The following is a 24,745-nucleotide window of genomic DNA, read 5'->3' as shown; positions in this document are numbered from 1 at the left end:
GCACGCCCTCAGTGATGCTTAGCAGGCTGAACCTCGCTTCAGAACACCACCGCCTGACCATCTTTGCGGCTCTCGCTGGCCGCAATGTAGAAGCCCTGAGGATCGCGCACGATTGCCTGCGCACCGCCAAAATTGTAATTGCTCAGCGGATCTTCCAGCACCACGTTGTGTCCCATGCGGCGCAGGGTGCACAGGGTGTTGCGATCGATCGTTGACTCAAACACCACCTCGCGTCCCTGCACCACCCGCCAGCGCGGCGCATCGATCGCCGCCTGAGGATTTTGCCGGTGAAGCATGATGCGCAGCGCCAGCTGGACATGCCCCTGCGCCTGCATCGGGCCGCCCATTACGCCAAACGCCATCAGCGGCTGGCCCTGCTCATCCCGCGCAAAGGCCGGAATGATGGTATGGAAGGGGCGCTTACCCCCCGCCACAAGGTTGGGATGAGAGGGGTCGAGTGAAAAACCGGCACCCCGGTTCTGCAGGCTGATGCCCGTGTCAGGCACCACCACCCCGGAGCCAAATCCCATGTAGTTAGACTGAATAAATGAAACCATCATGCCGCTGGCATCGCCGGTGGCCACATAAACGGTGCCGCTTTGCTGCGGCGACCCAAAGCGAAAATCGCCCGCCTGGCCGGGGTCAATCAGCGCGGCGCGCTGGCGGAGGTAGTCGCTGCTCAGCAGGCGGTCAGCCGGAAATTCGAGGTGATCTTCATCGGTGACATAGCGCTCCAGATCGACCAGCGCCAGCTTCATCGCCTCAATCGACAGATGCAGCCACTGCGGAGAATCGGGCGCGTAGCGATGAATCTCCCACTCCTCCAGGATGCCGAGCGCAATCAGGGTGGCGATGCCCTGACCGTTAGGCGGCAACTCCTGAACCGATCCGCCAGCAAACGGATGGGAGAGCAGGGTGACCCAGTCGGCGCGATGATTTTTCAAATCCTCCAGCGTCAGGGCTGCGCCATGCTCGCGGGCAAAGTCTGCCATCTTCTGCGCCAGTTCACCGCGATAAAAACTCTCTCCCCGACTCTCAGCGATCGCCTGCAGGGTGGTGGCCTGCGCCGGGTTGCGGAAAATGTCACCCGCGCGCGGCGGGCGGCCCTGCGGCGCAAAGCAGCGGCTGAAGCCAGGCTGATCCCGCAGCTTGTCATAGCCGCGCTGCCAAAGCTGAGCAATCAGCGGTGAAACCGGAAAACCGTCGCGCGCATAATCGATCGCTGGCTGCGCCAGGGTGGTCAGCGGCAGTGTGCCGAAGCGCTCAGCCAGGGTGACCCAGGCCGAGACGGCCCCCGGCACGGTGACGGACTCCCAGCCGGTTTCAGGCATGGTGTCTGAAGCGGCAAAGCGTTCAGGATGCCAGGCGGCGGGGGCTCGGCCGGACGCGTTCAGCCCGTGCAGCGTGTGGCCGTCCCAGACAATGGCAAAGGCATCGCTGCCGATGCCGTTTCCGGTCGGCTCCAGCACGGTTAAGGCCATGGCCGTGGCGACCGCCGCATCCACAGCGTTACCTCCCTGTTGCAGCATACGAAGACCGGCCTGCGCCGCCAGCGGCTGGGAGGTGGCGACGGCGTTACGTCCCATCATCGGTACGCGATAAGAGGGATAGCCGACATTGAAATCTGTTTCACGCATCGCTTTTCCTTAGAGAGTTCAGCTCCCGGTCTGGCCGTCATCGGCGTGCCATAGCGCCTGCACTTCTTTCGCGCAGGCGCATCAGCATTGACGGAGCGCTGCACCGGCAGAAGGCAGAGACCGTTTCATCAGGGAGTCTGCTGTTTTATCCGGTGATGTCTGGCCGTGCAGAATAGGTGATTCATCCACAACCTGCTGTGAGCCGCCGCGCGGCCGCGCACAGGGGGTTGCCAGGACTATTCTTAATTTCATAAAGGCGGTGAATATAAGTGTTCAGGAAGTAAACCATTGGCGTATATTTTGCACTCACTATCTGAAGAGGCAGACCGCCTCACAAAATTGAGAAGATGCCTGCAAAAAGCATGACGGCACCCGCATAAATAGCAAACAGCATTTGATTTTTTTGTCCGCTATGAGGGCACAAAAACCAGCTGCCTCAGCGTGTTAGAGGCGTCGGAACAACTCCGGCAAAAGATAGTGAAAAAAATAATGAGAAATTGCGCGGCAAATAGTCAGGTCTCTATCCATACTTAGTCTCCCGGCATTTGTTGCATTGAACTGACACCTTTTAAAGCAGTGCACAGCAGGCTGCGTCCCGTAGTGGTTTCAAAAACAACAAAAACAAACCCTTGCGGGATCCAGCCTGTAACAGGCCCGGTTTCAGAGCCCCAGGTTGAGGCTCTTACCTCTCTACTTTCACGTGCTTCATAGCGAGTTTTAAGGAGTTCTCTATGGAATTAAAAGACCCGATGTTTGAATTGCTCAGCAGCCTTGAGCAGATTGTTTTGACACGTGATGATCGCGCCGCCGACTTACTGATTCAGCGTCAGCAACCCGCTCAGCCAGAGCCACAGCGCCTGCGCGAAATGACCGGCATGCAGGTTGATGAGTTTGCTAAAGTGATGGGCGTGAGCGTTTCTTCCGTGAAAAGCTGGGAAGCCCGGCGCACCCGTCCTTCTGCGACGGCACAGAAACTGATGAAGTTGTTACATGCCAATCCCTATCTGGGACGGCAGTTGCTCGACTAACTCTGCTTCAGAAAAGAACCCGCCGCTGGCGGGTTTTTTATGCGCGTAATTCGCTGTATTTGGCGGCCTGCTTCACGAACCAGCTTTCCGGGACGTTATAGGGTGATTCGCGCAGCTGTGCGATCCCACTCTCTATAATGGTGGAAGCCTGCTGCCATAACTGCGCATCGCCCTGTTTCAGCAGCGTAATCTGTATCTGCTTTTCCACCAGATAGACGCGGGCAAAGTCAGGATCGAAGCGCACAATCGCGCGGGTATTGTCGATGATATCGGCCAGTTTTATGGTTTGCGCCTCAGGACTGGCGCTGGCAGTATGGCGAAAGTGCGCCAGTTTACGGGCCGCCCGATTTCTGGCCGTGGCAGGTGCGCTGTCGGTCAGCATTTCTACCAGGCTGGCCACGCGCGCGCCGAAGTGGGCTTCTATATCGCCCGGCGTGGTCGGTGTATCTTCTACGGTGTCGTGCAGCCAGGCGGCTGCCAGCAGGGCATCATCATGGCTGACGCTGCGGACCAGCTCCACAACCGCCGCCGGATGAACGATGTAAGGCTCATCGGTATATTTGCGGCGCTGACCGGCCCGGGCATGCGCCTCGGTGGCGAAACGACGCGCCTGTTCTTCCAGTGAATTCTGCATGCCTGTTCCCCTGATAAAAGTTTGCTTGCAATTATCTAGTGCGCTACCTATATTAAACACCATGAACAGTGATCAAGATGACAAAAAAGTGAAACCGATGCCACTGTTGGTCGATCAGCAGCTCTGCTTTGCGCTTTACTCTGCCAACCTGGCGATGAATAAAGTCTATCGCCAGTTGCTGAGCCAGCTCGACATCACCTATCCACAGTATCTGGTGATGCTGGTGCTGTGGCAGAAAGATGATGTCACCGTCTCAGAGATCGGCGAGCAGCTCTTTTTAGACTCCGCCACCCTGACGCCTCTGCTGAAACGACTGGAGAGCGCAGGTCTGATTAACCGGCAGCGTACCCGTCAGGACGAGCGTCAGGTTGCTGTGACGCTCACCGAAGCGGGCGAGGCGCTGCGCATTAAAGCCGCCTCTATTCCTGAAGCGGTGAAATGCGCCACAGCCTGTGACGATGAGACCCTGCTGGCGCTGAAAACAGAGCTGGATGGGCTGCGGGATAACCTGAACCAGTCCCGATAAAAATTGCTGACGGGTGCGTGGCACCCGTTAAACCTCATCGCCTGATACCGCACAGATAAGTAGCGGGCGATTAAATAGCGTAACGGAGAAATGACATGTCTTTAGAACAAGTGGTTTACCGCGCCAAAGCCAAAGCAACCGGTGGTCGTGATGGTCGTGCAACCTCTTCTGACGGTGTACTGGACGTGAAACTGGGTGTCCCGAAAGAGATGGGCGGTGCAGGCGGCGAAGCGACTAACCCTGAGCAGCTGTTTGCTGCGGGCTACTCTGCCTGCTTCATCGGTGCGATGAAGTTTGTGGCGGGCCGTGACAAGATCGCCATGCCTAAAGATGCCTGGATCGAAGGTGAAGTTGGTATCGGTCCTATTCCCAACGGCTTTGGTATCGAAGCGACCCTGAACATCCATCTGCCAGGCATGGATGAAGCAGAAGCGCAGAAGCTGGTTGATGCGGCGCATATCGTTTGTCCTTACTCAAACGCGACCCGCAACAACATTGACGTGACGCTGAATATCATTCGCTAAGCGAACAGCGGGCCTGAGGCTCTCAGGCCCCTCTTTTTCCATCCCCGATTCCGCTCTGCCACCCTCTGTTTGTCCGCCACGATCTCTCTTGTACAAAAAATGTGCTAATCAGGTCGACAAAGATTATTTTCTGGTCTATCAAACGCAGCCATGTTTTACTGGGCCACCTCGCGTTATAGCCCATAAACCCGTTCAGAATTTTCCTTCATCTTGTCCGGCCCGCTTATTCAGCGAACTCTGCCGCGTTTCGGCAGTCACATTAAAGATTTGTCAGGCGCTTCACACCGGAGAAACACCCTTTTTCATGAATTACATTAAAACGCTAACGCAGCAAAAGTTATCGCTATTGCTGGCGCTCTATCTCGGTATCTTGCTGAATTTACCGATTTTCTATCGTCGTTTTGACGGTTTTCTGAAGCAATCTACAGTCACGAACTGGCTGACGGCGGTCACCGAGGTTGTGGCGATCGTGCTGCTGACATTCTTCCTGATGCGCCTGCTGTCGCTGGGAGGCAAGTGGTTTTATCGCGTGCTCGCCACGCTGATTGTGCTGATTTCTGTTGCCGCCGCCTATTACATGGCGTTTTTCAACGTGGTGATTGGCTACGGCATTGTGGCGTCGGTGATGACCACCGACACCGATCTCTCTAAAGAGGTGATCGGCTACCACTTCGTTCTGTGGATGGTGCTGGTCAGTGCGTTACCGTTGCTGATGATCTGGCGCAACCGGCTGAGCATGACGCTGAATGAGCAGCTGCGTACGCCGGGACAGCGTCTGAAACCGACCCTGATTATGCTGCTCTGCGTGGCGCTGGTCTGGCTGCCAATCCGTTATTTCGACAAGCTGCAGAAGCATAATGAAGAGATTACGAACATCGATCTGCCGAGCTACGGCGGCGTGGTCGCGCACTCCTATCTTCCTTCCAACTGGCTGGCGGCGGTCGGACTGTTTGCCTGGACCCGCATGGATGAGTCGCTGCAAAGCGAGGAGCTGCTGGATCCGGCGAAGAAGTTTACCTACGTCGCGCCTGCCGGGCTGGATGATACCTATGTGGTGTTTGTGATTGGTGAGACCACGCGCTGGGATCACATGGGTATGCTGGGTTATGAGCGTGACACCACACCTAAACTGTCGAAAGAGAAAAATCTGGTCGCGTTCCGGGGTGAATCCTGTGATACCGCGACCAAGCTGTCGCTGCGCTGCATGTTCGTGCGCGAAGGCGGCACGATGAATAATCCGGGCCGTACGCTGAAAGAGCAGAATGTGTTTGCGGTGATGAAAGAGCTGGGCTTCACCTCTGAGCTGTTTGCGATGCAAAGCGAAGTCTGGTTCTACGACAACGTTAATGCCAATAACTTTGCCTTCCGTGAGCAGATCGGTTCTGAGAAGCGCAATCAGGGCAAAGCCGTGGATGATATGCTGCTGGTGCCTGAGATGAAGGCGTCGCTGGATCGTTTCCCGAAGGGCAAGCATCTGGTGATCCTGCATACTAAAGGGTCGCATTATCTCTATTCACAGCGTTACCCTCGCAGCTTCGCGAAGTATCAGCCGGAGTGTATGGGGGTGGATGAGACCTGCAGCAAAGCGCAGTTGATCAACGCTTACGATAACTCGGTGCTTTATGTGGATAGCATGCTGGACAGCGTGCTGGATCAGCTGCGTGATAAGAAGGCGATTGTCTTCTATGCCGCCGACCACGGGGAGTCGATCAGCGAGAATATGCATCTGCACGGCACGCCGCGTGAGATGGCGCCGCCTGAGCAGTTCCGCGTGCCGATGATGGTCTGGGCGTCCGATAAGTATCTGGAAGACAGCCAGAACCGCAGTAATTTTGAGCGTCTGCAGGCGCAGCAGCGTGTGGGGCGAACCCATCGTCACGTTGAGCTGTTCGATACCATCCTGGGTTGTCTGGGGTATACCTCGCCAGATGGCGGCATTAACCCGGCCAATAACTGGTGCCAGGCACCGGCGAAAAGTCAGGCTAAATCGCTGTAATGGTGTACGAAAGGGGAGGGCAGGCGGCTGATTTCCGGTAACCGCATGCTTTCCAGGCGATCGGCGGCAAAAGCTTAAAAAGCGGTTGACGCTAATCCGGGGTAGCAGTAACATGCGCCCCCATCGGCGAGTAGCGCAGCTTGGTAGCGCAACTGGTTTGGGACCAGTGGGTCGGAGGTTCGAATCCTCTCTCGCCGACCATATTTAAGAAACCTGTCTGAAAAGACAGGTTTTTTTTCGTCTGTTGAAAGGCAAAGAGTGATTTTTGAGCGGGCTTCAGGAAACGTATTCCCGGCAGCCGCATTCCGTTTCAGAAAGGTGGCGGCTGATGCTGAGCCGGCTTCAGGGAGCATACGCCTTTCGCAAAGACGCAAAACCCGCCATCCCTGGCGGGCTCAGCGCGGGCCATCCCTGGCCCGCTATGCTTTGCTACAGGCGTATGCTCCCTTCGCTTCACGTCCTGCAGTCGCATCTGACGCTATTCAGACCTGGACCTCAAATGAATCTGACCGCAGCGCATATACTTAAAGCGCAGGTAACCCGGTCAGAAGAGGAAAGCGTCCCACGCCATGGATGGCGTGGGCCGAGCGTCCAGGGATGGTTTAAGCGACTTTCCGATCTGACCGGGTTACCTGAGCAGGCTCGATCTCCCCGCTAAGCAGATACGATCATAGATGCGCTCTCACAGCGAATCGGCTCCCCCTGTCCTTCACAGCTTCACGTTTTATCTGTCCTCTTCCAGAAAGTTCCAGAAAAAGGCATTCGCCGCGCCAGATACTTGCCAGCCGTTATTATCGCCGTTTTCCTGCTCGCAGGCCTTGCCACATCAGAGATGCCACCATAATTCGCGACACGTTCTTCTTATGACCGAAAGCAGCAACATGCTGATTTCTTATACATCAAAACCAGCATATTCCGCTGGATGAACGTCATAACGCACGGTGAATCGTTCAGTTATTCAACATTTGCCGGTAAAAGTTTTAAGTTTTTTAGCGGTGAGAATCACTAGCGATAAAGCTGGCATCCAGCACAATGCACGGATATCGGGGCTGCAGCACTGTGCATTGTATGGCTTTTGTGCGGAAACGGTATTTATTACCGTTGCATGCTATTCCTCACACTCTGTGTAAATAAGTAACCCTTGTATTGACGTTCTTTGCAACTGTTGACAAATTGATGCGTCAATAAGCCGCAGTTACGGAATTTTCTGAATGCCCAACCCGCTTCAGAAAAAACAAAAAAAACGTAGCGCGATTTAACCACCTGTTCGGTGGTACGCCTGAACCGCATAAAAAAACCAGAGGTCAGGCAATACACACAACATCACATCACAATGGAGCAAAAGCATGATCAACTCCCTGGCTAAATCCGGGATGCTGAAGGTCGGTCTGAGCCTGATTGCTATGACTGTCGCCGCCGGTGTTCAGGCAAAAACCCTGGTCTACTGTTCTGAAGGTTCTCCGGAAGGCTTTAACCCGCAGTTATTCACTTCGGGCACCACCTACGATGCCAGCTCACGTCAGATCTACAACCGACTGGTTGAGTTCACTGTCGGCACGACCGAACTGCATCCTGCGCTGGCAGAGAAGTGGGACGTCAGCGACGATGGTAAAACTTACACCTTCCACCTGCGCAAGGGTGTGAAGTGGCAGACGACCAAAGATTTCAAACCTACGCGTGACTTCAACGCGGATGATGTGGTGTTCACCTTTGAGCGCCAGCTGGATAAAAACAACGCCTATCACGGCGTCTCCGGCGGCAGCTATGAATATTTCGAAGGCATGGATATGCCGAAGCTGATCAGCAAAATCGAGAAGGTGGACGACAACACCGTACGCTTCGTGCTGACCCGCCCTGAAGCGCCGTTCCTCGCCGACCTCGGCATGGACTTCGCCTCTATCCTGTCCAAAGAGTATGCGGACAACATGCTGAAAGCCGGCACGCCGCAAAACGTCGACCTGAACCCGGTCGGAACCGGTCCGTTCCAGCTGCTGCAATACCAGAAAGATTCGCGCATCCTCTACAAAGCGAACCCGAACTACTGGGGCGAAAAGCCAAAAATCGACCGCTTAGTCTTTTCCATCACCCCGGATGCGTCAGTGCGCTACGCCAAACTGCAGAAGGGTGAGTGCCAGGTCATGCCTTATCCGAACCCGGCTGACATCGCACGCATGAAGCAGGACAAAAATATCAACCTGTATGAGCAGGCTGGCCTGAACGTCGGCTATCTCTCTTACAACGTTGAGAAAAAACCGCTGGATAACCTGAAAGTGCGTCAGGCACTGACTATGGCCGTCAACAAAAAGGCCATTATCGACGCGGTTTATCAGGGTGCAGGCCAGCCGGCTAAAAACCTGATCCCGCCAACGATGTGGGGCTACAACGACGCGGTCAAAGACTACGCCTACGATCCTGAGAAAGCTAAAGCGCTGCTGAAAGAAGCGGGCATGGCCGACGGCTTCTCCATCGACCTCTGGGCGATGCCGGTTCAGCGTCCTTACAACCCGAACGCACGCCGCATGGCGGAAATGATCCAGAGCGACTGGGCGAAGATTGGCGTGAAAGCCAAAATCGTCACCTACGAGTGGGGCGAATACCTGAAACGCGCCAAAGCGGGTGAGCATCAGACCGTCATGATGGGCTGGACCGGTGACAACGGAGATCCGGATAACTTCCTGGCGACCCTGTTCAGCTGTTCAGCCGCGAAAGATGGCTCTAACTACTCGCGCTGGTGTGATAAATCCTTTGAGGATCAGATCCAGCCTGCGCGCGCGACCGCCGATCAGGCGAAGCGTATCGAGTACTACAAACAGGCACAGGTTGTGATGCATGACCAGGCACCGGCGCTGATGATCGCGCACTCTACGGTATACGAACCGGTCAGCAAGAAAGTCACCGGGTACAAAGTCGATCCGCTGGGCGGACATTACTTTGCTCAGGTAGACATTCAGGAATAATTGTCGCCTTTTCCGGGGCGGCCCTGCGTCGCCCCGGCTTTTTCTCCCTGTTTTACTGGAAACGGTAGAGGCGCAGTCTGACTGCGTCGCGGTCGGACCTACCCGATCGTCAGATGTAAGCAATAACAACCCTCGCGGCGACGGTCGCGCGGAGAAGAGAGAACCCGGATTATGCTGCAGTTCATACTCCGACGTCTGGGCCTTGTCATCCCAACGTTCATCGGTATTACATTACTCACTTTCGCTTTTGTTCACATGATCCCCGGCGATCCGGTGCTGATCATGGCGGGCGAGCGCGGGATTTCTCCTGAACGTCATGCACAGTTAATGACGCTGCTGGGTCTGGATCAGCCGCTGTGGAAACAGTACCTGAACTACATCAACGGCGTACTGCATGGCGACCTGGGCGTTTCACTCAAGAGCCGCATCCCGGTCTGGGATGAGTTTGTTCCGCGCTTCAAAGCGACGCTGGAACTCGGCATCTGCGCCATGATATTTGCCGTTGCGGTGGGCATCCCGGTTGGGGTCCTGGCCGCCGTGAAGCGTGGCTCCATTTTCGATCACACCGCCGTGGGCATCTCCCTGACCGGCTACTCCATGCCAATCTTCTGGTGGGGCATCATGCTGATCATGCTGGTCTCAGTGCAGCTCAACCTGACGCCGGTTTCCGGGCGGGTTGGCGACACCGTCTTCCTGGATGACAGTATGCCGCTGACCGGCTTTATGCTGATCGATACCTTCTTCTGGGGTGAGCCGGGCGACTTCCATGACGCGGTCATGCACATGATTTTACCGGCCATCGTGCTGGGCACCATTCCGCTGGCGGTGATTGTGCGTATGACGCGCTCGGCGATGCTGGAAGTGCTGGGTGAAGATTACATCCGCACGGCGCGCGCCAAAGGCCTGACGCGGATGCGGGTGATTGTGGTGCATGCGCTGCGCAACGCCATGCTGCCGGTGGTCACGGTCATCGGTCTGCAGGTCGGCACGCTGCTGGCCGGGGCGATTCTGACCGAAACCATCTTCTCGTGGCCGGGTCTGGGTCGCTGGCTGATTGAAGCGTTGCAGCGCCGTGATTATCCGGTGGTGCAGGGCGGTGTGCTGCTGACGGCAGTACTGATTATCCTGGTCAACCTGCTGGTTGATCTGCTGTATGGCGTGGTGAACCCGCGCATACGTCACAAGAAATAAGGGGGCATCATGTCTGTTGTTGATCCCGGCAGCGTTACCGTTGCACCCAAGCCGATGACCCCGTTTCAGGAATTCTGGCACTACTTTAAACGTAACAAAGGCGCAGTAATTGGCCTGGTGTACATCATCATCGTGTTGCTGTGCGCCATTTTTGCCGATGTGCTGGCTCCGCATGCGCCGGCTGAGCAGTTCCGCGATGCGCTGCTGCATCCGCCGGTCTGGCAGGACGGGGGCAGCTGGAACTTTATTCTGGGCACCGATGATGTGGGCCGCGATGTGCTGTCGCGCCTGATGTACGGCGCGCGCCTGTCGCTGCTGGTGGGCTGCCTGGTGGTGGTGCTGTCGCTGATTTTCGGCGTGATATTCGGCCTGCTGGCCGGTTATCTTGGCGGCCTGGTCGACGTCATCATCATGCGTGTCGTTGATATCATGCTGGCGCTGCCCAGCCTGCTGCTGGCGCTGGTGCTGGTCGCCATCTTTGGCCCCTCGATCGTCAACGCCTCTATCGCGCTGACCTTTGTCGCCCTGCCGCACTACATCCGTCTCACCCGTGCGGCGGTGCTGGTGGAGGTGAACCGCGACTATGTCACCGCCTCCGGCGTGGCCGGTGCCGGTATGCTGCGTCAGATGTTCGTCAATATTCTGCCTAACTGTCTTGCCCCGCTGATCGTGCAGGCGTCATTAGGCTTCTCCAACGCCATCCTGGATATGGCGGCGTTGGGCTTTCTCGGTATGGGTGCGCAACCGCCAACGCCGGAGTGGGGCACCATGCTCTCCGACGTGCTGCAGTATGCGCAAAGTGCCTGGTGGGTGGTGACCTTCCCTGGATTGGTCATCCTGCTTACCGTGCTGGCATTTAACCTGATGGGCGATGGTTTGCGTGATGCACTCGACCCGAAACTCAAGCAGTAAAGAGGCACCGAGATGGCGTTATTAAATGTAGACAAACTGTCGGTGCATTTCGGCGACGACAAAGCACCGTTTCGTGCGGTTGACCGCATCAGTTATCAGGTTGAACAGGGTCAGGTGGTCGGCATTGTCGGCGAGTCCGGCTCCGGCAAGTCGGTAAGTTCACTGGCGATCATGGGGCTGATCGATTTCCCCGGCAAAGTGATGGCGGAAAAGCTGGAGTTTAACCAGCGCGATCTGAAGCGCATCTCCGAAAAAGAGGGCCGCCAGCTGGTCGGCGCAGAAGTGGCGATGATCTTTCAGGACCCGATGACCAGCCTTAACCCCTGCTTCACCGTAGGTTTCCAGATTATGGAAGCGATCAAGGTGCATCAGGGCGGCAACAAACGCACCCGGCGTCAGCGGGCAATCGACCTGCTGACCCAGGTGGGAATTCCCGATCCCGCATCGCGGCTTGATGTCTATCCTCACCAGCTGTCGGGCGGCATGAGCCAGCGTGTGATGATCGCGATGGCGATCGCCTGCCGGCCTAAGCTGCTGATTGCGGATGAGCCGACCACGGCGCTCGACGTGACCATTCAGGCTCAAATCATCGAACTGCTGCTGGAGTTACAGCGTCAGGAGAACATGGCGCTGATCCTGATTACGCACGATCTGGCGTTAGTGGCGGAAGCCGCACACCACATCATCGTGATGTATGCCGGTCAGGTGGTGGAGAGCGGTAAAGCGAGCGATATCTTTAAAGCGCCGCGTCATCCTTACACGCAGGCGCTGCTGCGTGCGCTGCCGGAGTTTGCGGCGGATAAAGCGCGTCTGGCCTCGCTGCCTGGCGTGGTGCCGGGCAAATATGACCGCCCGACGGGCTGTCTGCTTAACCCACGCTGCCCCTATGCGACCGATCATTGTCGTCAGGTGGAACCTGAATTGCGCACCATTCCAGGACGCCAGTCCAAGTGTCACTATCCGCTGGACGATGCCGGGAGACCAACGTATGAGTCATGAAACAACCAGAGATCAGTTCCTGTTGCAGGCGATTGATCTGAAGAAGCACTACCCGGTGAAAAAGGGTCTGTTTGGTCAGGAGCGTCTGGTTAAGGCGCTGGATGGCGTCTCCTTTAATCTGGAGCGGGGCAAGACCCTGGCGGTCGTGGGCGAGTCAGGCTGTGGTAAATCCACCCTTGGCCGTCTGCTGACGATGATTGAAACCCCGACCGAAGGGCAGCTCTACTGGCACGGTCAGGATCTGCTGAAACACGATCCCCAGGCGCAGAAGCTGCGCCGTCAGAAAATCCAGATAGTGTTCCAGAACCCCTATGGCTCGCTCAACCCGCGTAAAAAGGTGAGTCAGATTCTGGAAGAGCCGCTGGTGATCAATACTCAGCTGACTAAAGCGGAACGCCGTGAGAAGACGCTGGAGATGATGGCGAAAGTCGGCCTGAAAACCGAGCACTACGATCGCTATCCGCATATGTTCTCTGGCGGACAGCGTCAGCGTATTGCGATTGCGCGCGGGCTGATGCTCGATCCGGACGTCCTGATCGCCGATGAGCCGGTTTCGGCCCTCGACGTCTCGGTGCGCGCCCAGGTGCTTAACCTGATGATGGATCTGCAGCAGGATATGGGGCTCTCCTACGTCTTTATCTCGCACGATCTGTCGGTGGTGGAGCACATCGCCGATGAGGTGATGGTGATGTACCTCGGCCGTTGCGTTGAGAAGGGCAGCAAAGAGGCGATTTTCAGTAATCCGCGTCACCCTTACACCCAGGCGCTGCTCTCCGCGACACCGCGACTGAATCCTGACGATCGGCGTGAGCGGATTAAGCTGACTGGCGAGCTGCCCAGCCCGCTCAATCCGCCGCCGGGCTGCGCCTTTAATGCGCGCTGTCACCGTCGTTTTGGCACCTGTGTGCAGCTGCAACCGAAGCTGAAAAACTACGGCGGACAGGAGATTGCCTGTTTTGCGGTGGATCAGGATGAGAATCAGCCGGTCGGTGTGGCAGAAAAGGTCAGTTAAGGATCGGCAGGCCCCGTCGGGGGCCTGCGTTTCCTGATATCGCACGGGCTCAGCCCTCTTCAGCCTGAAACGGCAGAGTCATGGCCTGACGATCGGTCCCCCCGCTTTATTTTCCCCCTCCCTTATCACAGCCCGTCGCTGTTATTCGCCAGCAGCGCTGCATTATCCCTCAGCGGTGCCATCCTGATATGAGTGCGGCTGGCTGTACCAGGCAATGTCTGAGCCCTATCTGCTGAAACATTATTCAGACAGGAATAGTCAGTTTAACTTAAGTTTAATTTATTAATTTTAAGTGCCGGTTGGCTATGGAAGGCGTCTTTTGAAGATTAGCGATTCTGTATGATTAAAATCGTTAATTAAATATGCTTTTTTTATAATCAGGTTTTCCTGACTGCGAATAAAAGGATGTGGTATATTCCAGGAAAATTCCCCCCTTGTGGCAGGCCACCTCAAATGAAGAATTATGATGATTTGCAGCGTTTTAAAGAAAAAACACAAACGCTCGACATCGCCTTTAAAGATATGTCTGGCCAGACGCAGGAACCGGCGGAACAGAGTAAATGGGCACTGCTTCGTCAGCTGGCGAAGGAGGAGCATCACACGCCGTTCGGTGGTGGTCAGCGAATAGACCTGCCACAACCGCAGCCGCTGCGCGGTGATGAGTTTACGGCACCTGCGCCAGAGCCACCGCGCCCCGCAACGCTCTCTGCGTTGCCGGCAGAGGCACAGCCCCGTTACGCCGCGCTCAGTGCGCAACCGGCGGCGGCCCGCAGTTCGATTCTCGACAGCCTGGCAGGCAGCAGCGTCCCTGCGGCCACGCCAGCGTCTGAGCGGGGCCCGTCGTCCTTATTTCCGCCACCCCCGCCGCCACAAAAAGCCATCGTCGCGGAACCTGTCGCCGCGCCGGTCCGGCCCGCCAGCGTGGCCGAACTTCAGCCCGCGGTGGCACCGTCCGCGCCTCATGCTGAGCCGGGACGGTTTGGCGCGCTGTTCCGCTCACGCGAAGTCAGCCTGCCGAAAGAAACCTTACTGAAACCGTTACTGGAGAAGATTGCGCTATGCCGTTAGTTTGTGTGTGCTCGCCGAAGGGGGGCGTGGGGAAAACCACGCTGGCGGCGAATCTGGCCTGGAGCCTGGCGCGATCCGGTAGCAAAGTTCTGGCCATCGATTTTGATGTGCAGAACGCATTACGTCTGCATTTTGGCGTGCCGCTCCACGACGGCCGCGGATTTGTGGCGCGTTCAGAAGAGCAGGCGGACTGGAGTCAGTCGATTCTCACCACCGGCGGCAATATCTTTGTTCTGCCTTATGGCGACGTCACAGAGCCGCAGCGCGAACGGTTCGAAGAGAACCTGATGAAAGATCCCCACTTTATTCAGCGCGGTCTCGACACGGTGCTCAATTATCCCGGCCTGGTGATTGTGGCTGATTTTCCGCCCGGCCCCGGTCCGGCCCTTAAAGCCATGACGGCGCTGGCCGATATGCATTTAGTGGTGATGTTAGCGGATACCGCATCGGTCTCATTATTACCGCAGATAGAAGAGAACCGGATGATCGGTAAACCGCTTAATAATAAACAGGGGCACTATTTTATCCTGAACCAGTGCGATAACCGCCGCAATATTAATCGCGATGTGACGGCCTTTATGCAGCAGCGGCTGGGGGATAATTTACTGGGCGTGGTTCACCGTGATGAAAGTGTTGGCGAAGCCAACGCGTCTCAGCAGTCTGTTTACGATTTCAGCCCCGCTTCCGCCGCGGCATTTGATATTGAACTGATCGCGAAACGCGTCAGCAGCATTCTCAATATCACCGTGGGCAATGGCGAAGTTCAGGCACCTATCCGTACTCACCATTTTTAACCGGCTGGTTTCGCCAGACAGCTGATTTACACAGCGCTTCTCAGGGTGAATCATGAGTAAAATCGGGTTTTACCTGCTGCTGCTGGTGCTTGCACCCGTTGCGGCGGTGATCATCACTACGCCGATGGACAGCCAGAAACAGTATATTTTTGGTCTGATCAGCATCGGCATGATGTTTTTATTGGGTTTCAGCAAGAGCCGCAAAATTACCGTGGTGATGGTGATCCTCTCGGCATTAATGTCCAGCCGTTATATCTGGTGGCGGACGACAGAGACGCTGCATTTTAATTCCGAAGTCGAGGCTATCTTAGGGATTGGCTTATATCTGGCGGAGCTTTACGTCTGGCTGATTTTAATTCTGGGCTTCCTGCAAACCACCTGGCCTTTAAAGCGCACCATCGTTCCGATGCCGGACGATACCCGGTTGTGGCCGACGGTGGATATTTATATCCCCTCCTACAATGAAAGCCTGGAAGTGGTGCGCGACACCGTGCTGGCGGCGCAGTGTATTGATTACCCGCGCGACAAACTCAGGGTCTACCTGCTGGATGATGGCAAGCGCAGCGAATTTGCCCGTTTCGCGGCCGACGTGGGGGTAGGCTATATCACCCGCGACGACAACAGACACGCCAAGGCCGGTAACCTTAACCATGCGATGAAAATCACCAAAGGTGAGCTGATCTGCATTTTCGACTGCGACCACGTCGCAACCCGCACCTTCCTGCAGGCGACGGTCGGCCCTTTTCTGAACGATCCAAAACTGGCGCTGCTTCAGACGCCGCACTACTTCTACTCACCCGATCCCTTCGAGCGTAACCTGCGCGCCGCGCGCAGCATGCCAAACGAAGGGTCGCTGTTTTATGGCCCGGTGCAGCAGGGCAATGACAACTGGAACGCCACCTTCTTCTGCGGCTCCTGTGCGGTGATCCGCCGTTCCGCGCTGGAAGAGATTGGCGGCTTTGCCGTTGAAACCGTGACGGAAGATGCGCATACCGCCCTGAAAATGCAGCGGCTGGGCTGGGGTTCGGCCTTTCTGTCGATCCCGCTGGCGGCCGGTCTGGCCACGGAACGTCTGGGGCTGCACATCATTCAGCGCACCCGCTGGGCGCGCGGCATGACACAGATTTTCCGCGTCGATAACCCGCTGTTTGGCCGGGGTCTGAAGTGGCAGCAGCGTCTCTGCTATCTCAACGCCATGCTGCATTTTCAGTTTGGTCTGCCGCGCGTCGCCTTCCTGACCGCGCCGCTGGCTTACCTGCTGTTTAACCTCAACATTATTCACTCCTCGGCGTCGCTGATTTTCGCCTACGTGCTGCCGCATCTGGTGATGTCACTCTACGTCAACTCCCGCATGAATGGCCGTTTCCGCTACACCTTCTGGGGCGAGATTTATGAGACGGTGATGTGCTTCCACCTGGTGATCCCGACCATCCTGACCCTGCTGTCGCCTAAACATGGCAAATTTAACGTGACCGATAAAGGCGGCGTGCTGGATCAGGGCTTCTTCGACTTCCATATTGTGCGTCCGCACGTGATCGTGGCGCTGCTGCTGAGCATCGGCATTGTGGCTGGCGTGGTGCGGGCGGTGATGCATGACTACTTTGGCGTCGATCCCTACGTGATTGCCCTGAACGTCGGCTGGGCGATTTTCAGCCTGATCATTCTGATGGCCGCAATTGCCGTGGCGCGCGAAACCAAACAGGTGCGTAAAACCATCCGTATTGAGGTGCAGATCCCGACGATTATTCACTACGCCAGCGGCATTTCATCGCGCACGCTGACCAGTAACCTCTCCATGGGGGGCGCGCAACTCGACGCGCCCGACGGGCGTCACGAGTCTGATGAAATCGAAGAGATCGATCTGCTGCTGAAGTCAGGGGCGATTACGCTTCCGGTCACGAAGATTTCCGGCGATGCGGAGAGCATTCGTCTGCGCTTTGAAGCGATGCCGCTGGCGCGCCGTCGCGAACTGGTGCGCGTGGTGCTGGCGCGTGCCGATGCGTGGATTCAGCCGGAGTATAAACAGGACAACCCATTGATCTCGCTGGGCACCATTATCCGTACCGTGTTTGAGCTGTTCTGGCTGACCTGGAAGGGCCGCCACGATAAACGTAAAAATGTCGACCCGGTTGCCGCGGCGGCAAAAGAGGATGGCGCGGCATGAAGATCCTGACGCAGACATTGCTGGCCAGTTCACTGACGGCGGCATTGTGGCTGACGCCTGCCGGCGCGGAAACGCCAGCGGCGGTGGACAATAGCGGCGCGACCCCGTTAAACAGTTCAGCCCCGACGCCGCCCGGGGCGGCTCCGGTCACGCCGTCTGTCACAGAGGGTACGGCGTCTGCCACGCCGGGAACCGATTCGGCGCAGGCTCCGGCCAGTGAGACGCCGTCAGCCGCGCCAGCTGCGGCAGCCGGGAACAGCGCAGCCTCTGCCACGCCGGGAACCGATTCCGCGCAGGCTCCGGCCCGCGAAACGCCGTCAGCCGTGCCAGCTGCGGCAGCCGGGAACAGCGCAGCGTCTGCCACGCCGGAAACTGATTCCGCGCAGGTTCCGGCCAGCGAAACGCCATCAGCCGCGCCAGCTGCGGCAGCCGGGAACAGCGCAGCCTCTGCCACGCCGGGAACCGATTCTGCGCAGGCTCCGGTCAGCGAAACGCCGTCAGCCACGCCCTCTGTGGCACCAGCGACCGGCGCGGCCCAGCCATCCGCCAGCGATGCGCCCTCTGCCGCACCGGTGAACAGTGCGGCCCCGGCCAGCGGAGCGGTTTCCTCCGCGACGCCACCATCCGCCTCACCCGGTGACACGTCAGGTGAGGCGACAGCCGCTCCGCAGAATCCTGTCGCGACGGGCGACGCTGCGGCCCCGACGACGCACAGCGGAGCCGTCACGCAGGACAGCAGTGCGCTGTCAGCGGTGCCGTTGCCGCAGGGGCTGAGCAGTGCGGACCCGGCGCTGGAAGCGGCCGCCAGCGCGCTGCCCTATGCGCCAGGCCAGGCGACAGCACCGGCGGCAGACGCGCCGTTACCGGTCATGGCGGCCATCAATCAGCCGATCAGCAGCACCCTCTCCGTGGCGCAGATGGGCCAGACGCGCGGCATCACGCTGACCGGCGGCCAGTTGCAGTCAGGCATTACCTTTACCCTGCCCAGCGATGAGGTGATTACCAACGCGCGGCTCAATCTGTCGCTGCGCGTCTCAGCCGCACTGGCAGCGCGGAATACGTCGCTGCAGCTGATGCTGAACGGTCAGCCGCTCGGCACACTGCCGCTGGGCGCGACCGACAGCGATGTCAGCGACTATGAGCTGGAGATCCCGGCGGCGATGGTGGTCTCTGAAAACAACCTGAGTTTTAAAATCAACGATGCGGACAAATTGCTGTGTGAGAAAGAGAGCGCCCAGCAGTATCAGGTCACCATCCTGCCGCAGACCTCCCTGCACCTTGAGGGGCAGCAGCTGAATATCGGCACCCGCCTGCGCAATTTCCCGCGACCGTTCCTCGATCCTCAGCGGATGACCGCCGCCACCGTGACCATCGGCTTCGCCAGCAACCTCTCTCCCGATGCGGTGAGTGCGGCGGCGCTGGTGGCATCCTGGCTCGGCATCCAGAGTGATTATCGCGGGATTCGTTTCCCGGTGGTGCGCGGTGAGCTGCCGGAGAACAATGGCATCCTGTTTGGTCATCCCGGAGAGCGCATCGGCACGCTGACCTTCCCGGCCAGCAACGGCCCGATGCTGCAGCTGGTGGATAACCCCATCAATCCGGTCTACAAACTGCTGCTGGTTAGTGGCAACAACGCGGATCAGCTGCGTCAGGCGGCAAACCGGCTGACGCAGCCCCTGGCAACCGATGAGAGCCAGCTGCCGGTCTCTTCGCCGCTCCCTGACAGCCGTAAGCCTTACGATGCCCCGCGCTGGATCAACACGGACCGCCCGGTGCGCCTGAGCGAACTGCTGCGCAAAGATCAGAGCCTGACCAGCAGCGGCATCTGGCACGACGCCCTGCGCGTGAACTTCCGCGCCGCGCCTGACCTTTTCCTGTGGGATGGCGACACGGTGCCGGTCAATCTGCACTACCGCTTCCCGTCGGAAACCTGGATTGATGAGGAGAATTCGTTCCTTAACGTCATGCTTAACGGCACCTTCCTGCGCAACCTGACGGTGAACAAAGTCGGTCTGCTGGAGAATGCCTGGCACCGTTTAGGCGGGGATGCGCGGCAGGAGCAGTATCGGCTTAATCTCGAACCCTATCTGATCTACGGCGATAATCAGCTGGCGCTCTACTTCAATATTAAACCGCGCGCCGACGCGCCCTGCGGCGTGCTGCTGAATAACAACATCAAGAGCCGGATTGAAGAGGACTCGTGGATCGATCTGAGCCATACCCGCCACTTCAGTATGCTGCCGAACCTCTCTTACTTTGTCGGGGCCTCATTCCCGTTCTCGCGTCTGGCCGACTTCGGTCAGACCACGCTGCTGCTGCCGGAAACCCCCAGCAACGCCGAGCTGTCGACGCTGCTGGATCTGGCGGCGCGCGCCGGGAATGCTACCGGCGTGGCGCTGACGCAGAATCAGGTGATGTTTGGTCTGCCCGCTGGTGGCACCCATCTGGCACGTTTACAGCAGAGCGATCTGCTGGCGGTCAGCACCACCGGCAACAGCGCCTTTAATCAGGCGATGCTGGCGGCGTCACCGTACGACGCCAGCGGCAACACCTTTGGCGTGAAAGAGCCGGATACGCTGGAACAATTACGCGGCTGGCTGACCGGCGACTGGAGTCGGCAGCAGCTGGATGCCGATCGCTACTTCTCCTCCAACGAGGCGTGGCGCGGCTTCCTCAGCTATCGCTCGCCGTGGAACCCCGATCGACTGGTGGTGATGACGGTCGCAACCAGCGACGACCAGCTGCTGCGACTGCACAACGATTTAAGTTCGGCGCAGATCAACGCCGCCGTGCGCGGCGATACCGCGATCATTACCGATGAAAACGGCATTCGCAGTTTCCGCGTCGGCGCACAGTTCCCCAGCGGCGAGATGCCCTGGTACATGATGGTGGTGTGGTACGCCAACCAGCACTCGGTGCTGCTGGCACTGGCGGCGCTGCTGGTCTCTGCGCTGGTGGGCAGTGCGGCCTGGGTGATGCTGAAGCGCCATGCCTGGCGGCGTCTGCATCCAAAGCAGGACCGTGATTCCGGCAGGAAGTAAGGATAAAAAGAATGAAAACGACTCTGATAAGTGCCGGAATCCGCCATGCGCTGCTGCTGGGCAGCACGCTGATCTTCTCTTCGCCGCTGCTGGCGGCGGAAAGCAGCAACCCGGCGTTGCAGGCGCTGTTCGACCAGGCTTCTTACTGGCACCAGAAGGCGCATGACGATCTGGCGAAGGCTTCGCTGCAGAAGGTGCTGATGGTGGAACCCGGCAACACCCAGGCGCTCTACCTGCTGGCGCTCTATTCCCAGCAGGGCGGCGACACGGCGGCGGCGGCGCAGTATCGCGCCCGCCTGAGTCAGGTTGCCCCTGGCGATCCCCATCTGAGCGAGCTGGATAATGCGCGCCAGATGCAGACCATTCCGCAGGCGCAGCTTTCGCTGGCGCGTCAGCAGGCGCGCAGCGGCAATATACCGGCGGCGTTACAGACCTGGCGCAACACCTTCAGCGGCAATGAGCCGCCCGCCAGCGTGGCGGCGGAATATTATCTCACCATGGCCGGCGACCGTACGCTGCTGCCGCAGGCGGTCGAGGCGCTGCGGCAGTTTGCGGCGCAGCATCCGCAGGACACGGGTGCGCAGCTGGCGCTGGGAAAAGCGCTGACCTATCAGGAGTCGACCCGCCGTGAAGGCATTGAAGTGCTGAGCGCGCTGGCGAGCGGCAATCAGGATGCTGACCGTTCACTGCGTCAGGCGCTGCTGTGGCTCGGCCCGCAGCCCGCCGATGCGGCGCGTTATCAGACCTGGCAGCAGCGTCATCCGCAGGATACAGCGGTCATGGACTACTACCGTAAGAATGTGGGTGGCGCAGAAAAAGGGGCGGGCTTCAGCGCGCTCAACAGCGGGGATGTCGGCGGGGCGCAGGCCAGCTTTGAAAAAGTGCTGGGTGCCAATCCTCAGGATGCGGATGCGCTGGCGGGCATGGGCTACGTGGCCCAGCGTGACGGACGTTATCAGGAAGCGGCCGATTATCTGCAGCGGGCGGCGCAGCTTGGCGGCGATCAGAGTGCGTCGCGTCAGCAGCAGGCCGACGATGCCCGCTTCTATGCGCAGCTGGCCAGCGCGCAGCAGGCGCTGAAAAACGGCGACAGCGCACAGGCGCTGACATTAAGCGAACCGCTGATGCAGGCGCAGGGCGAAAAAGGGCTGGCCGCCAGGCTGTTCCGCGCCGACGTGCTGCGCCGCACGAATCAGCCCGTCCAGGCAGAGCAGATCTACCGCGAAATCCTGCAAAGCGATGCGGATAACCGCAGCGCCAAAGAGGGGCTGTTCTACGTGCTGCGCCAGCAGAATCGCACGGCTGAAGCTGGCAGTCTGCTGGGCTCCCTGCCGGAGAGCGTACGCCAGAGCGTCGCACCGCGGGCGAATGAAGCCGATGCGCTGCGCCAGCAGGCGAAGCGTCAGCTGGCCGCCGGTAACAGCGCCGCGGCGATGGCGACGCTGCAACAGGCTATTCAGCGCTATCCCACGGAGGGGTGGCTGCGGCTCGATCTGGCCCGGCTCTACCGCCAGCAGGGGGATACGCTGCTGGCCGCTAACGTGATGCAGCCGGTCATGCGCAGCGGTGCCAGCAGCAGCGAGCTGTATGCCGGCGCACTCAACGCCAGCGAAAGCGGCGGCTGGCAGCAGGCCAGCACCTTACTGTCACGCATTCCCGCCAGCGCACAGACCGCAGCGATGCGTGAACTGGCGCAGCGGGTCAATTTCAACCTGCAGATGAGCACCGCCGATCGCTATCTGGCGCAGGGGGCCACGGCCGCCGCTGCCAATACCCTGAAAGCGCTCACGGTCAATCCGCCCGCGAATCCGGTTGATGCCGGTAACCTGGCGCAGAAGCTGGCGCAGGCGGGCGATCTCCCCAGCGCCGTCTCGCTGGTGCGGGCGAACCTGCAGCGCGGCGTGCAGGGGAATGCGGGCGACTATGCAGCGCAGATGGCGGTGCTGAATCAGGCGGGCCTTGGCAGTGAGGCACAGCGCTTCCTCAGCAACCCTGAGCTGCAGGCGCGCAGTACCCCGACCCAGCTGGCCGGCATTCGCAACGGCTATCTGATTAATGAAGTGGATCGCCTGCGGCAGCAGCGGCAGTATGCGGTGGCCTATGACAAGCTGATTGGTGCCCTGCAACAGGATCCACAGAACCGCGATCTGATGTTCGCGATGGCCCGTCTTTACCAGGACGGTAAGATGAACCGGGATGCCGGTGTGGTGTATGACTACCTGATGACCCAGGATACCCCGACTCAGGATGCCCGTGTCGGGGCCATCAACGTGGCGCTGGCGCAGAACGATGTGCAGCGCGCCAGTGCGCTGAGTCGCGGCCTTAACCGCACCGCGCCGTCGGCCGATCGCCTGCTGCTGCTGGCGCGCGTCGCGGAAGCCAATGGCGACCATACGCAGGCGATGGGCTATCTGCGTTCCGCGCGTGGTCAGCTGATCGGCCTGCAGGGTGCGCAACCCGGCAGCGTGCCGACGATAGGCGGGCTGGCCATGGCGGATAACCCCTTTATCAATCGCCACACTTCGCCGGTAGGACGCACCGCGTCCAGCTACGGCACCGTGCTGCCGTGGCAGGCAGCGCCTGCCGGGGTGGCGGCACAGGGCGAACCGGCTGCGGGCAGCGAAACCGCGTCCCGACAGGCGCAGACGCTGCACGAGATCGACACCATGATGGATTCGCTGCAGGAGAAAACCGGCACCTGGAGTCAGAGTATGGTGCAGGTGCGCGGGCGTGATGGCGAGTCAGGCCTGAGCAAACTCACCGAAGCCAAAGCGCCGCTGACGTTCTCTACCGTGCCGTTTGAAAAGGCGCGCTTTGACTTTACCGCCACGCCGGTCTCGCTCACGGCGGGCAGCGGCGCGGCCGATGCGTGGCGTCGTTTCGGCACCAATGCGCTGAGCCAGGGCAATGTGGTCGCCGCAGGCGGTGCTACGGTCAATGATCTGCCGAACGCCACCACCGATTCGCAAACGGCGTCGGGCGTGGAGCTGAATCTGGCGCTGAAGGGCGACCGTTACAAGGTCGATCTCGGCAGTACGCCGCTGGGGCAGGATCTCAGTACCCTGGTGGGCGGCGTTCAGTGGTCACCGAAGCTGACCGACTTCCTGACGCTGATCCTGACCGGCGAGCGCCGCGCCATTACCGACAGCCTGCTCTCATACGTGGGCGCAGAGGATAAGGCCAGCGGCAAACGCTGGGGCCGCGTCACGAAGAACGGGGCTAACGCCCTGTTAAGCTATGACAATGGCGATGCGGGCTTCTATGCCGGGGCAGGCGCTTACAGCTATCTGGGCGAAAATGTTGCCAGCAACAACAGTCTCCAGGCGACGGCAGGCGCTTACGTTCGTCCGTTCCACAGCGATGACCGCGAGCTGAAAGTGGGGATGAGCCTGTCGTGGATGGACTTCTCGAAAAACCTCAGCTATTTCAGCTACGGGCAGGGCGGCTACTTCAGCCCGCAGAACTATGCGGCGGTCTCTTTCCCGGTTGAGTTCTCTCGCCGGTTTAACGATCTGAAAGTGAACATCGGCGGTTCCGCCGGTTATCAGAGCTACAGCCAGGATAAGAGTGCGTACTTCCCGGCCGATGCCCGGCTGCAGTCGCAGCTGGAGGCGCTTGCCGCCGGTGGCAGCGTGAAAGAGGCGTACTACTCGGGTGGCAGTAAAAATGGCGTCGGCTACAACCTGCACGCGGGGGCTGACTATAAACTCAATAAAGATGTGACGATCGGCGGCCAGCTGGGCTATGACACCTTTGGTGACTACAACGAAAGCAGTGCGCAGCTCTATGTCCGCTATCTGTTCGGAGAGAAGTAATGAGTGAGCATTCGGGCGGTTCGCATCCCTGGCAGCCGGGCTGGTTTGACCTGGTCAGCGTGCTGATTGAGGGGATGATCGCCAACGCCGGTCAGCAGGAGGCGGAAGCCTTCCTCTACCGCATGGGGGAGTCGCTGGCGACCCGCTATCCGTTGCCAGCGGCACGCACCGTGCAGGATCTGGAGCGCGAGTGTAATCTGCAGCTGGCGCGCTTTAACTGGGGATTTGTGCAGCTTCAGCCGGAAGAGGCGGCGCTGCGGATTACCTGTCACGCTATACCGGCAGGCGACAACATCCTTTCACCGGCTGAGTGGCAGTCGGCGTTTGGTGCGGTGCTGGCCGGTCTTTTTTCGGGCTGGCTGCAGGGGCAGGGCGGCAGCAACCGGGTGCCGGTGACGGCTGAACGCAGTGAAGGCAGTACGCTGTACTATCGATATCAATAGGATC

General features: G+C 58.8%; 17 protein-coding genes and 1 tRNA gene. 16 read left to right on the top strand and 2 right to left on the bottom strand.

The features are described 5' to 3' along the window. Window positions 1-38 precede the first annotated feature (38 nt). Window positions 39-1,637 carry a gamma-glutamyltransferase family protein gene (locus tag OXR04_RS18455; protein ID WP_267372573.1) on the bottom strand — a complete coding sequence of 533 codons (1,599 nt, stop codon included), beginning with the start codon at window positions 1,635-1,637 and terminating at the stop codon, window positions 39-41. A 731-nt stretch (window positions 1,638-2,368) separates the two neighbouring features. Between OXR04_RS18455 and OXR04_RS18450 the strand changes: the two genes are divergently transcribed. Then, window positions 2,369-2,665, top strand: a complete 297-nt coding sequence (locus OXR04_RS18450; protein WP_009088351.1) for an HTH-type transcriptional regulator — start codon at window positions 2,369-2,371, stop codon at window positions 2,663-2,665. Window positions 2,666-2,702: 37 nt separating this feature from the next. Here OXR04_RS18450 and OXR04_RS18445 read toward each other — a convergent pair whose 3' ends face one another. Continuing rightward, a complete protein-coding gene (locus tag OXR04_RS18445) occupies window positions 2,703-3,299 on the bottom strand; it encodes an HD domain-containing protein (RefSeq protein ID WP_009088354.1) in 597 nt (198 codons plus the stop codon). 61 nt (window positions 3,300-3,360) lie between these two features. On the opposite strand from OXR04_RS18445, the gene OXR04_RS18440 reads away from it, so the two are divergent. From OXR04_RS18440 to bcsD, 15 genes are all read left to right on the top strand, one after another. Next, window positions 3,361-3,825 carry a MarR family transcriptional regulator gene (locus OXR04_RS18440; protein ID WP_046100928.1) on the top strand — a complete coding sequence of 155 codons (465 nt, stop codon included), beginning with the start codon at window positions 3,361-3,363 and terminating at the stop codon, window positions 3,823-3,825. Between the two features lie 95 nt (window positions 3,826-3,920). Beyond that, a complete protein-coding gene (locus OXR04_RS18435) occupies window positions 3,921-4,349 on the top strand; it encodes an organic hydroperoxide resistance protein (protein WP_009088357.1) in 429 nt (142 codons plus the stop codon). 304 nt (window positions 4,350-4,653) lie between these two features. Next, complete coding sequence (eptB, locus tag OXR04_RS18430) at window positions 4,654-6,345, top strand: kdo(2)-lipid A phosphoethanolamine 7''-transferase (RefSeq protein WP_009088360.1); 1,692 nt, start codon at window positions 4,654-4,656, stop codon at window positions 6,343-6,345. A 124-nt stretch (window positions 6,346-6,469) separates the two neighbouring features. Further along, a tRNA-Pro gene (locus OXR04_RS18425) sits at window positions 6,470-6,546 on the top strand. Window positions 6,547-7,691: 1,145 nt separating this feature from the next. Continuing rightward, a complete protein-coding gene (gene dppA / locus OXR04_RS18420) occupies window positions 7,692-9,302 on the top strand; it encodes a dipeptide ABC transporter periplasmic-binding protein DppA (RefSeq protein WP_009088361.1) in 1,611 nt (536 codons plus the stop codon). A gap of 171 nt (window positions 9,303-9,473) precedes the next feature. Beyond that, window positions 9,474-10,493: a dipeptide ABC transporter permease DppB gene (gene dppB, locus OXR04_RS18415; protein ID WP_009088364.1), complete on the top strand. Its 1,020-nt coding sequence runs from the start codon at window positions 9,474-9,476 to the stop codon at window positions 10,491-10,493. A gap of 9 nt (window positions 10,494-10,502) precedes the next feature. Then, window positions 10,503-11,405, top strand: coding sequence for a dipeptide ABC transporter permease DppC (gene dppC, locus OXR04_RS18410; protein ID WP_009088366.1), 903 nt, complete (start codon window positions 10,503-10,505; stop codon window positions 11,403-11,405). A 12-nt stretch (window positions 11,406-11,417) separates the two neighbouring features. Next, complete coding sequence (gene dppD / locus OXR04_RS18405) at window positions 11,418-12,404, top strand: dipeptide ABC transporter ATP-binding protein (protein ID WP_267372574.1); 987 nt, start codon at window positions 11,418-11,420, stop codon at window positions 12,402-12,404. Next, a complete protein-coding gene (gene dppF, locus OXR04_RS18400) occupies window positions 12,394-13,416 on the top strand; it encodes a dipeptide ABC transporter ATP-binding subunit DppF (RefSeq protein WP_009088370.1) in 1,023 nt (340 codons plus the stop codon). The genes dppD and dppF overlap by 11 nt, the downstream gene beginning before the upstream one ends. 453 nt (window positions 13,417-13,869) lie before the next feature. Next, complete coding sequence (gene bcsO / locus OXR04_RS18395) at window positions 13,870-14,484, top strand: cellulose biosynthesis protein BcsO (protein ID WP_154929024.1); 615 nt, start codon at window positions 13,870-13,872, stop codon at window positions 14,482-14,484. After that, window positions 14,475-15,278, top strand: a complete 804-nt coding sequence (gene bcsQ / locus OXR04_RS18390) for a cellulose biosynthesis protein BcsQ (protein ID WP_009088374.1) — start codon at window positions 14,475-14,477, stop codon at window positions 15,276-15,278. Before bcsO ends, bcsQ begins: the two co-directional genes overlap by 10 nt. A 52-nt stretch (window positions 15,279-15,330) precedes the next feature. Beyond that, entirely contained in the window at window positions 15,331-17,442 is a 2,112-nt protein-coding gene (gene bcsA / locus OXR04_RS18385) for a UDP-forming cellulose synthase catalytic subunit (RefSeq protein WP_009088376.1), read from the top strand. Continuing rightward, on the top strand, window positions 17,439-20,483 hold the full coding sequence (bcsB, locus tag OXR04_RS18380) for a cellulose biosynthesis cyclic di-GMP-binding regulatory protein BcsB (RefSeq protein ID WP_267372575.1): 3,045 nt from the start codon (window positions 17,439-17,441) through the stop codon (window positions 20,481-20,483). The genes bcsA and bcsB overlap by 4 nt, the downstream gene beginning before the upstream one ends. 11 nt (window positions 20,484-20,494) lie before the next feature. Further along, the gene (locus OXR04_RS18375) at window positions 20,495-24,298 is read left to right on the top strand and encodes a cellulose biosynthesis protein BcsC (protein WP_267372576.1); all 3,804 of its coding nucleotides are present in this window, start codon (window positions 20,495-20,497) and stop codon (window positions 24,296-24,298) included. Beyond that, window positions 24,298-24,741: a cellulose biosynthesis protein BcsD gene (bcsD, locus tag OXR04_RS18370; protein ID WP_009088381.1), complete on the top strand. Its 444-nt coding sequence runs from the start codon at window positions 24,298-24,300 to the stop codon at window positions 24,739-24,741. The genes OXR04_RS18375 and bcsD overlap by 1 nt, the downstream gene beginning before the upstream one ends. Window positions 24,742-24,745 lie beyond the last annotated feature (4 nt).

The organism is Pantoea sp. GM_Pan_3, from assembly GCF_026541045.1.
Classification (GTDB): domain Bacteria; phylum Pseudomonadota; class Gammaproteobacteria; order Enterobacterales; family Enterobacteriaceae; genus Pantoea; species Pantoea anthophila.
The sequence above is the reverse complement of the archived record's forward strand: the minus strand, read 5'-3'. Positions and strand labels throughout refer to the sequence as shown.

What these genes read in the sequence shown, in the direction of transcription:
- bcsD (WP_009088381.1), top strand. Translation starts at nt 24,298, where the DNA reads ATGAGTGAGCATTCGGGCGGTTCGCATCCCTGGCAGCCGGGCTGGTTT.
- eptB (WP_009088360.1), top strand. Translation starts at nt 4,654, where the DNA reads ATGAATTACATTAAAACGCTAACGCAGCAAAAGTTATCGCTATTGCTG.
- dppF (WP_009088370.1), top strand. Translation starts at nt 12,394, where the DNA reads ATGAGTCATGAAACAACCAGAGATCAGTTCCTGTTGCAGGCGATTGAT.
- bcsA (WP_009088376.1), top strand. Translation starts at nt 15,331, where the DNA reads ATGAGTAAAATCGGGTTTTACCTGCTGCTGCTGGTGCTTGCACCCGTT.
- OXR04_RS18435 (WP_009088357.1), top strand. Translation starts at nt 3,921, where the DNA reads ATGTCTTTAGAACAAGTGGTTTACCGCGCCAAAGCCAAAGCAACCGGT.
- OXR04_RS18440 (WP_046100928.1), top strand. Translation starts at nt 3,361, where the DNA reads ATGAACAGTGATCAAGATGACAAAAAAGTGAAACCGATGCCACTGTTG.
- dppD (WP_267372574.1), top strand. Translation starts at nt 11,418, where the DNA reads ATGGCGTTATTAAATGTAGACAAACTGTCGGTGCATTTCGGCGACGAC.
- OXR04_RS18455 (WP_267372573.1), bottom strand. Translation starts at nt 1,637, where the DNA reads ATGCGTGAAACAGATTTCAATGTCGGCTATCCCTCTTATCGCGTACCG.
- dppB (WP_009088364.1), top strand. Translation starts at nt 9,474, where the DNA reads ATGCTGCAGTTCATACTCCGACGTCTGGGCCTTGTCATCCCAACGTTC.
- dppA (WP_009088361.1), top strand. Translation starts at nt 7,692, where the DNA reads ATGATCAACTCCCTGGCTAAATCCGGGATGCTGAAGGTCGGTCTGAGC.
- OXR04_RS18445 (WP_009088354.1), bottom strand. Translation starts at nt 3,299, where the DNA reads ATGCAGAATTCACTGGAAGAACAGGCGCGTCGTTTCGCCACCGAGGCG.
- dppC (WP_009088366.1), top strand. Translation starts at nt 10,503, where the DNA reads ATGTCTGTTGTTGATCCCGGCAGCGTTACCGTTGCACCCAAGCCGATG.
- bcsB (WP_267372575.1), top strand. Translation starts at nt 17,439, where the DNA reads ATGAAGATCCTGACGCAGACATTGCTGGCCAGTTCACTGACGGCGGCA.
- OXR04_RS18450 (WP_009088351.1), top strand. Translation starts at nt 2,369, where the DNA reads ATGGAATTAAAAGACCCGATGTTTGAATTGCTCAGCAGCCTTGAGCAG.
- bcsQ (WP_009088374.1), top strand. Translation starts at nt 14,475, where the DNA reads ATGCCGTTAGTTTGTGTGTGCTCGCCGAAGGGGGGCGTGGGGAAAACC.
- OXR04_RS18375 (WP_267372576.1), top strand. Translation starts at nt 20,495, where the DNA reads ATGAAAACGACTCTGATAAGTGCCGGAATCCGCCATGCGCTGCTGCTG.
- bcsO (WP_154929024.1), top strand. Translation starts at nt 13,870, where the DNA reads ATGAAGAATTATGATGATTTGCAGCGTTTTAAAGAAAAAACACAAACG.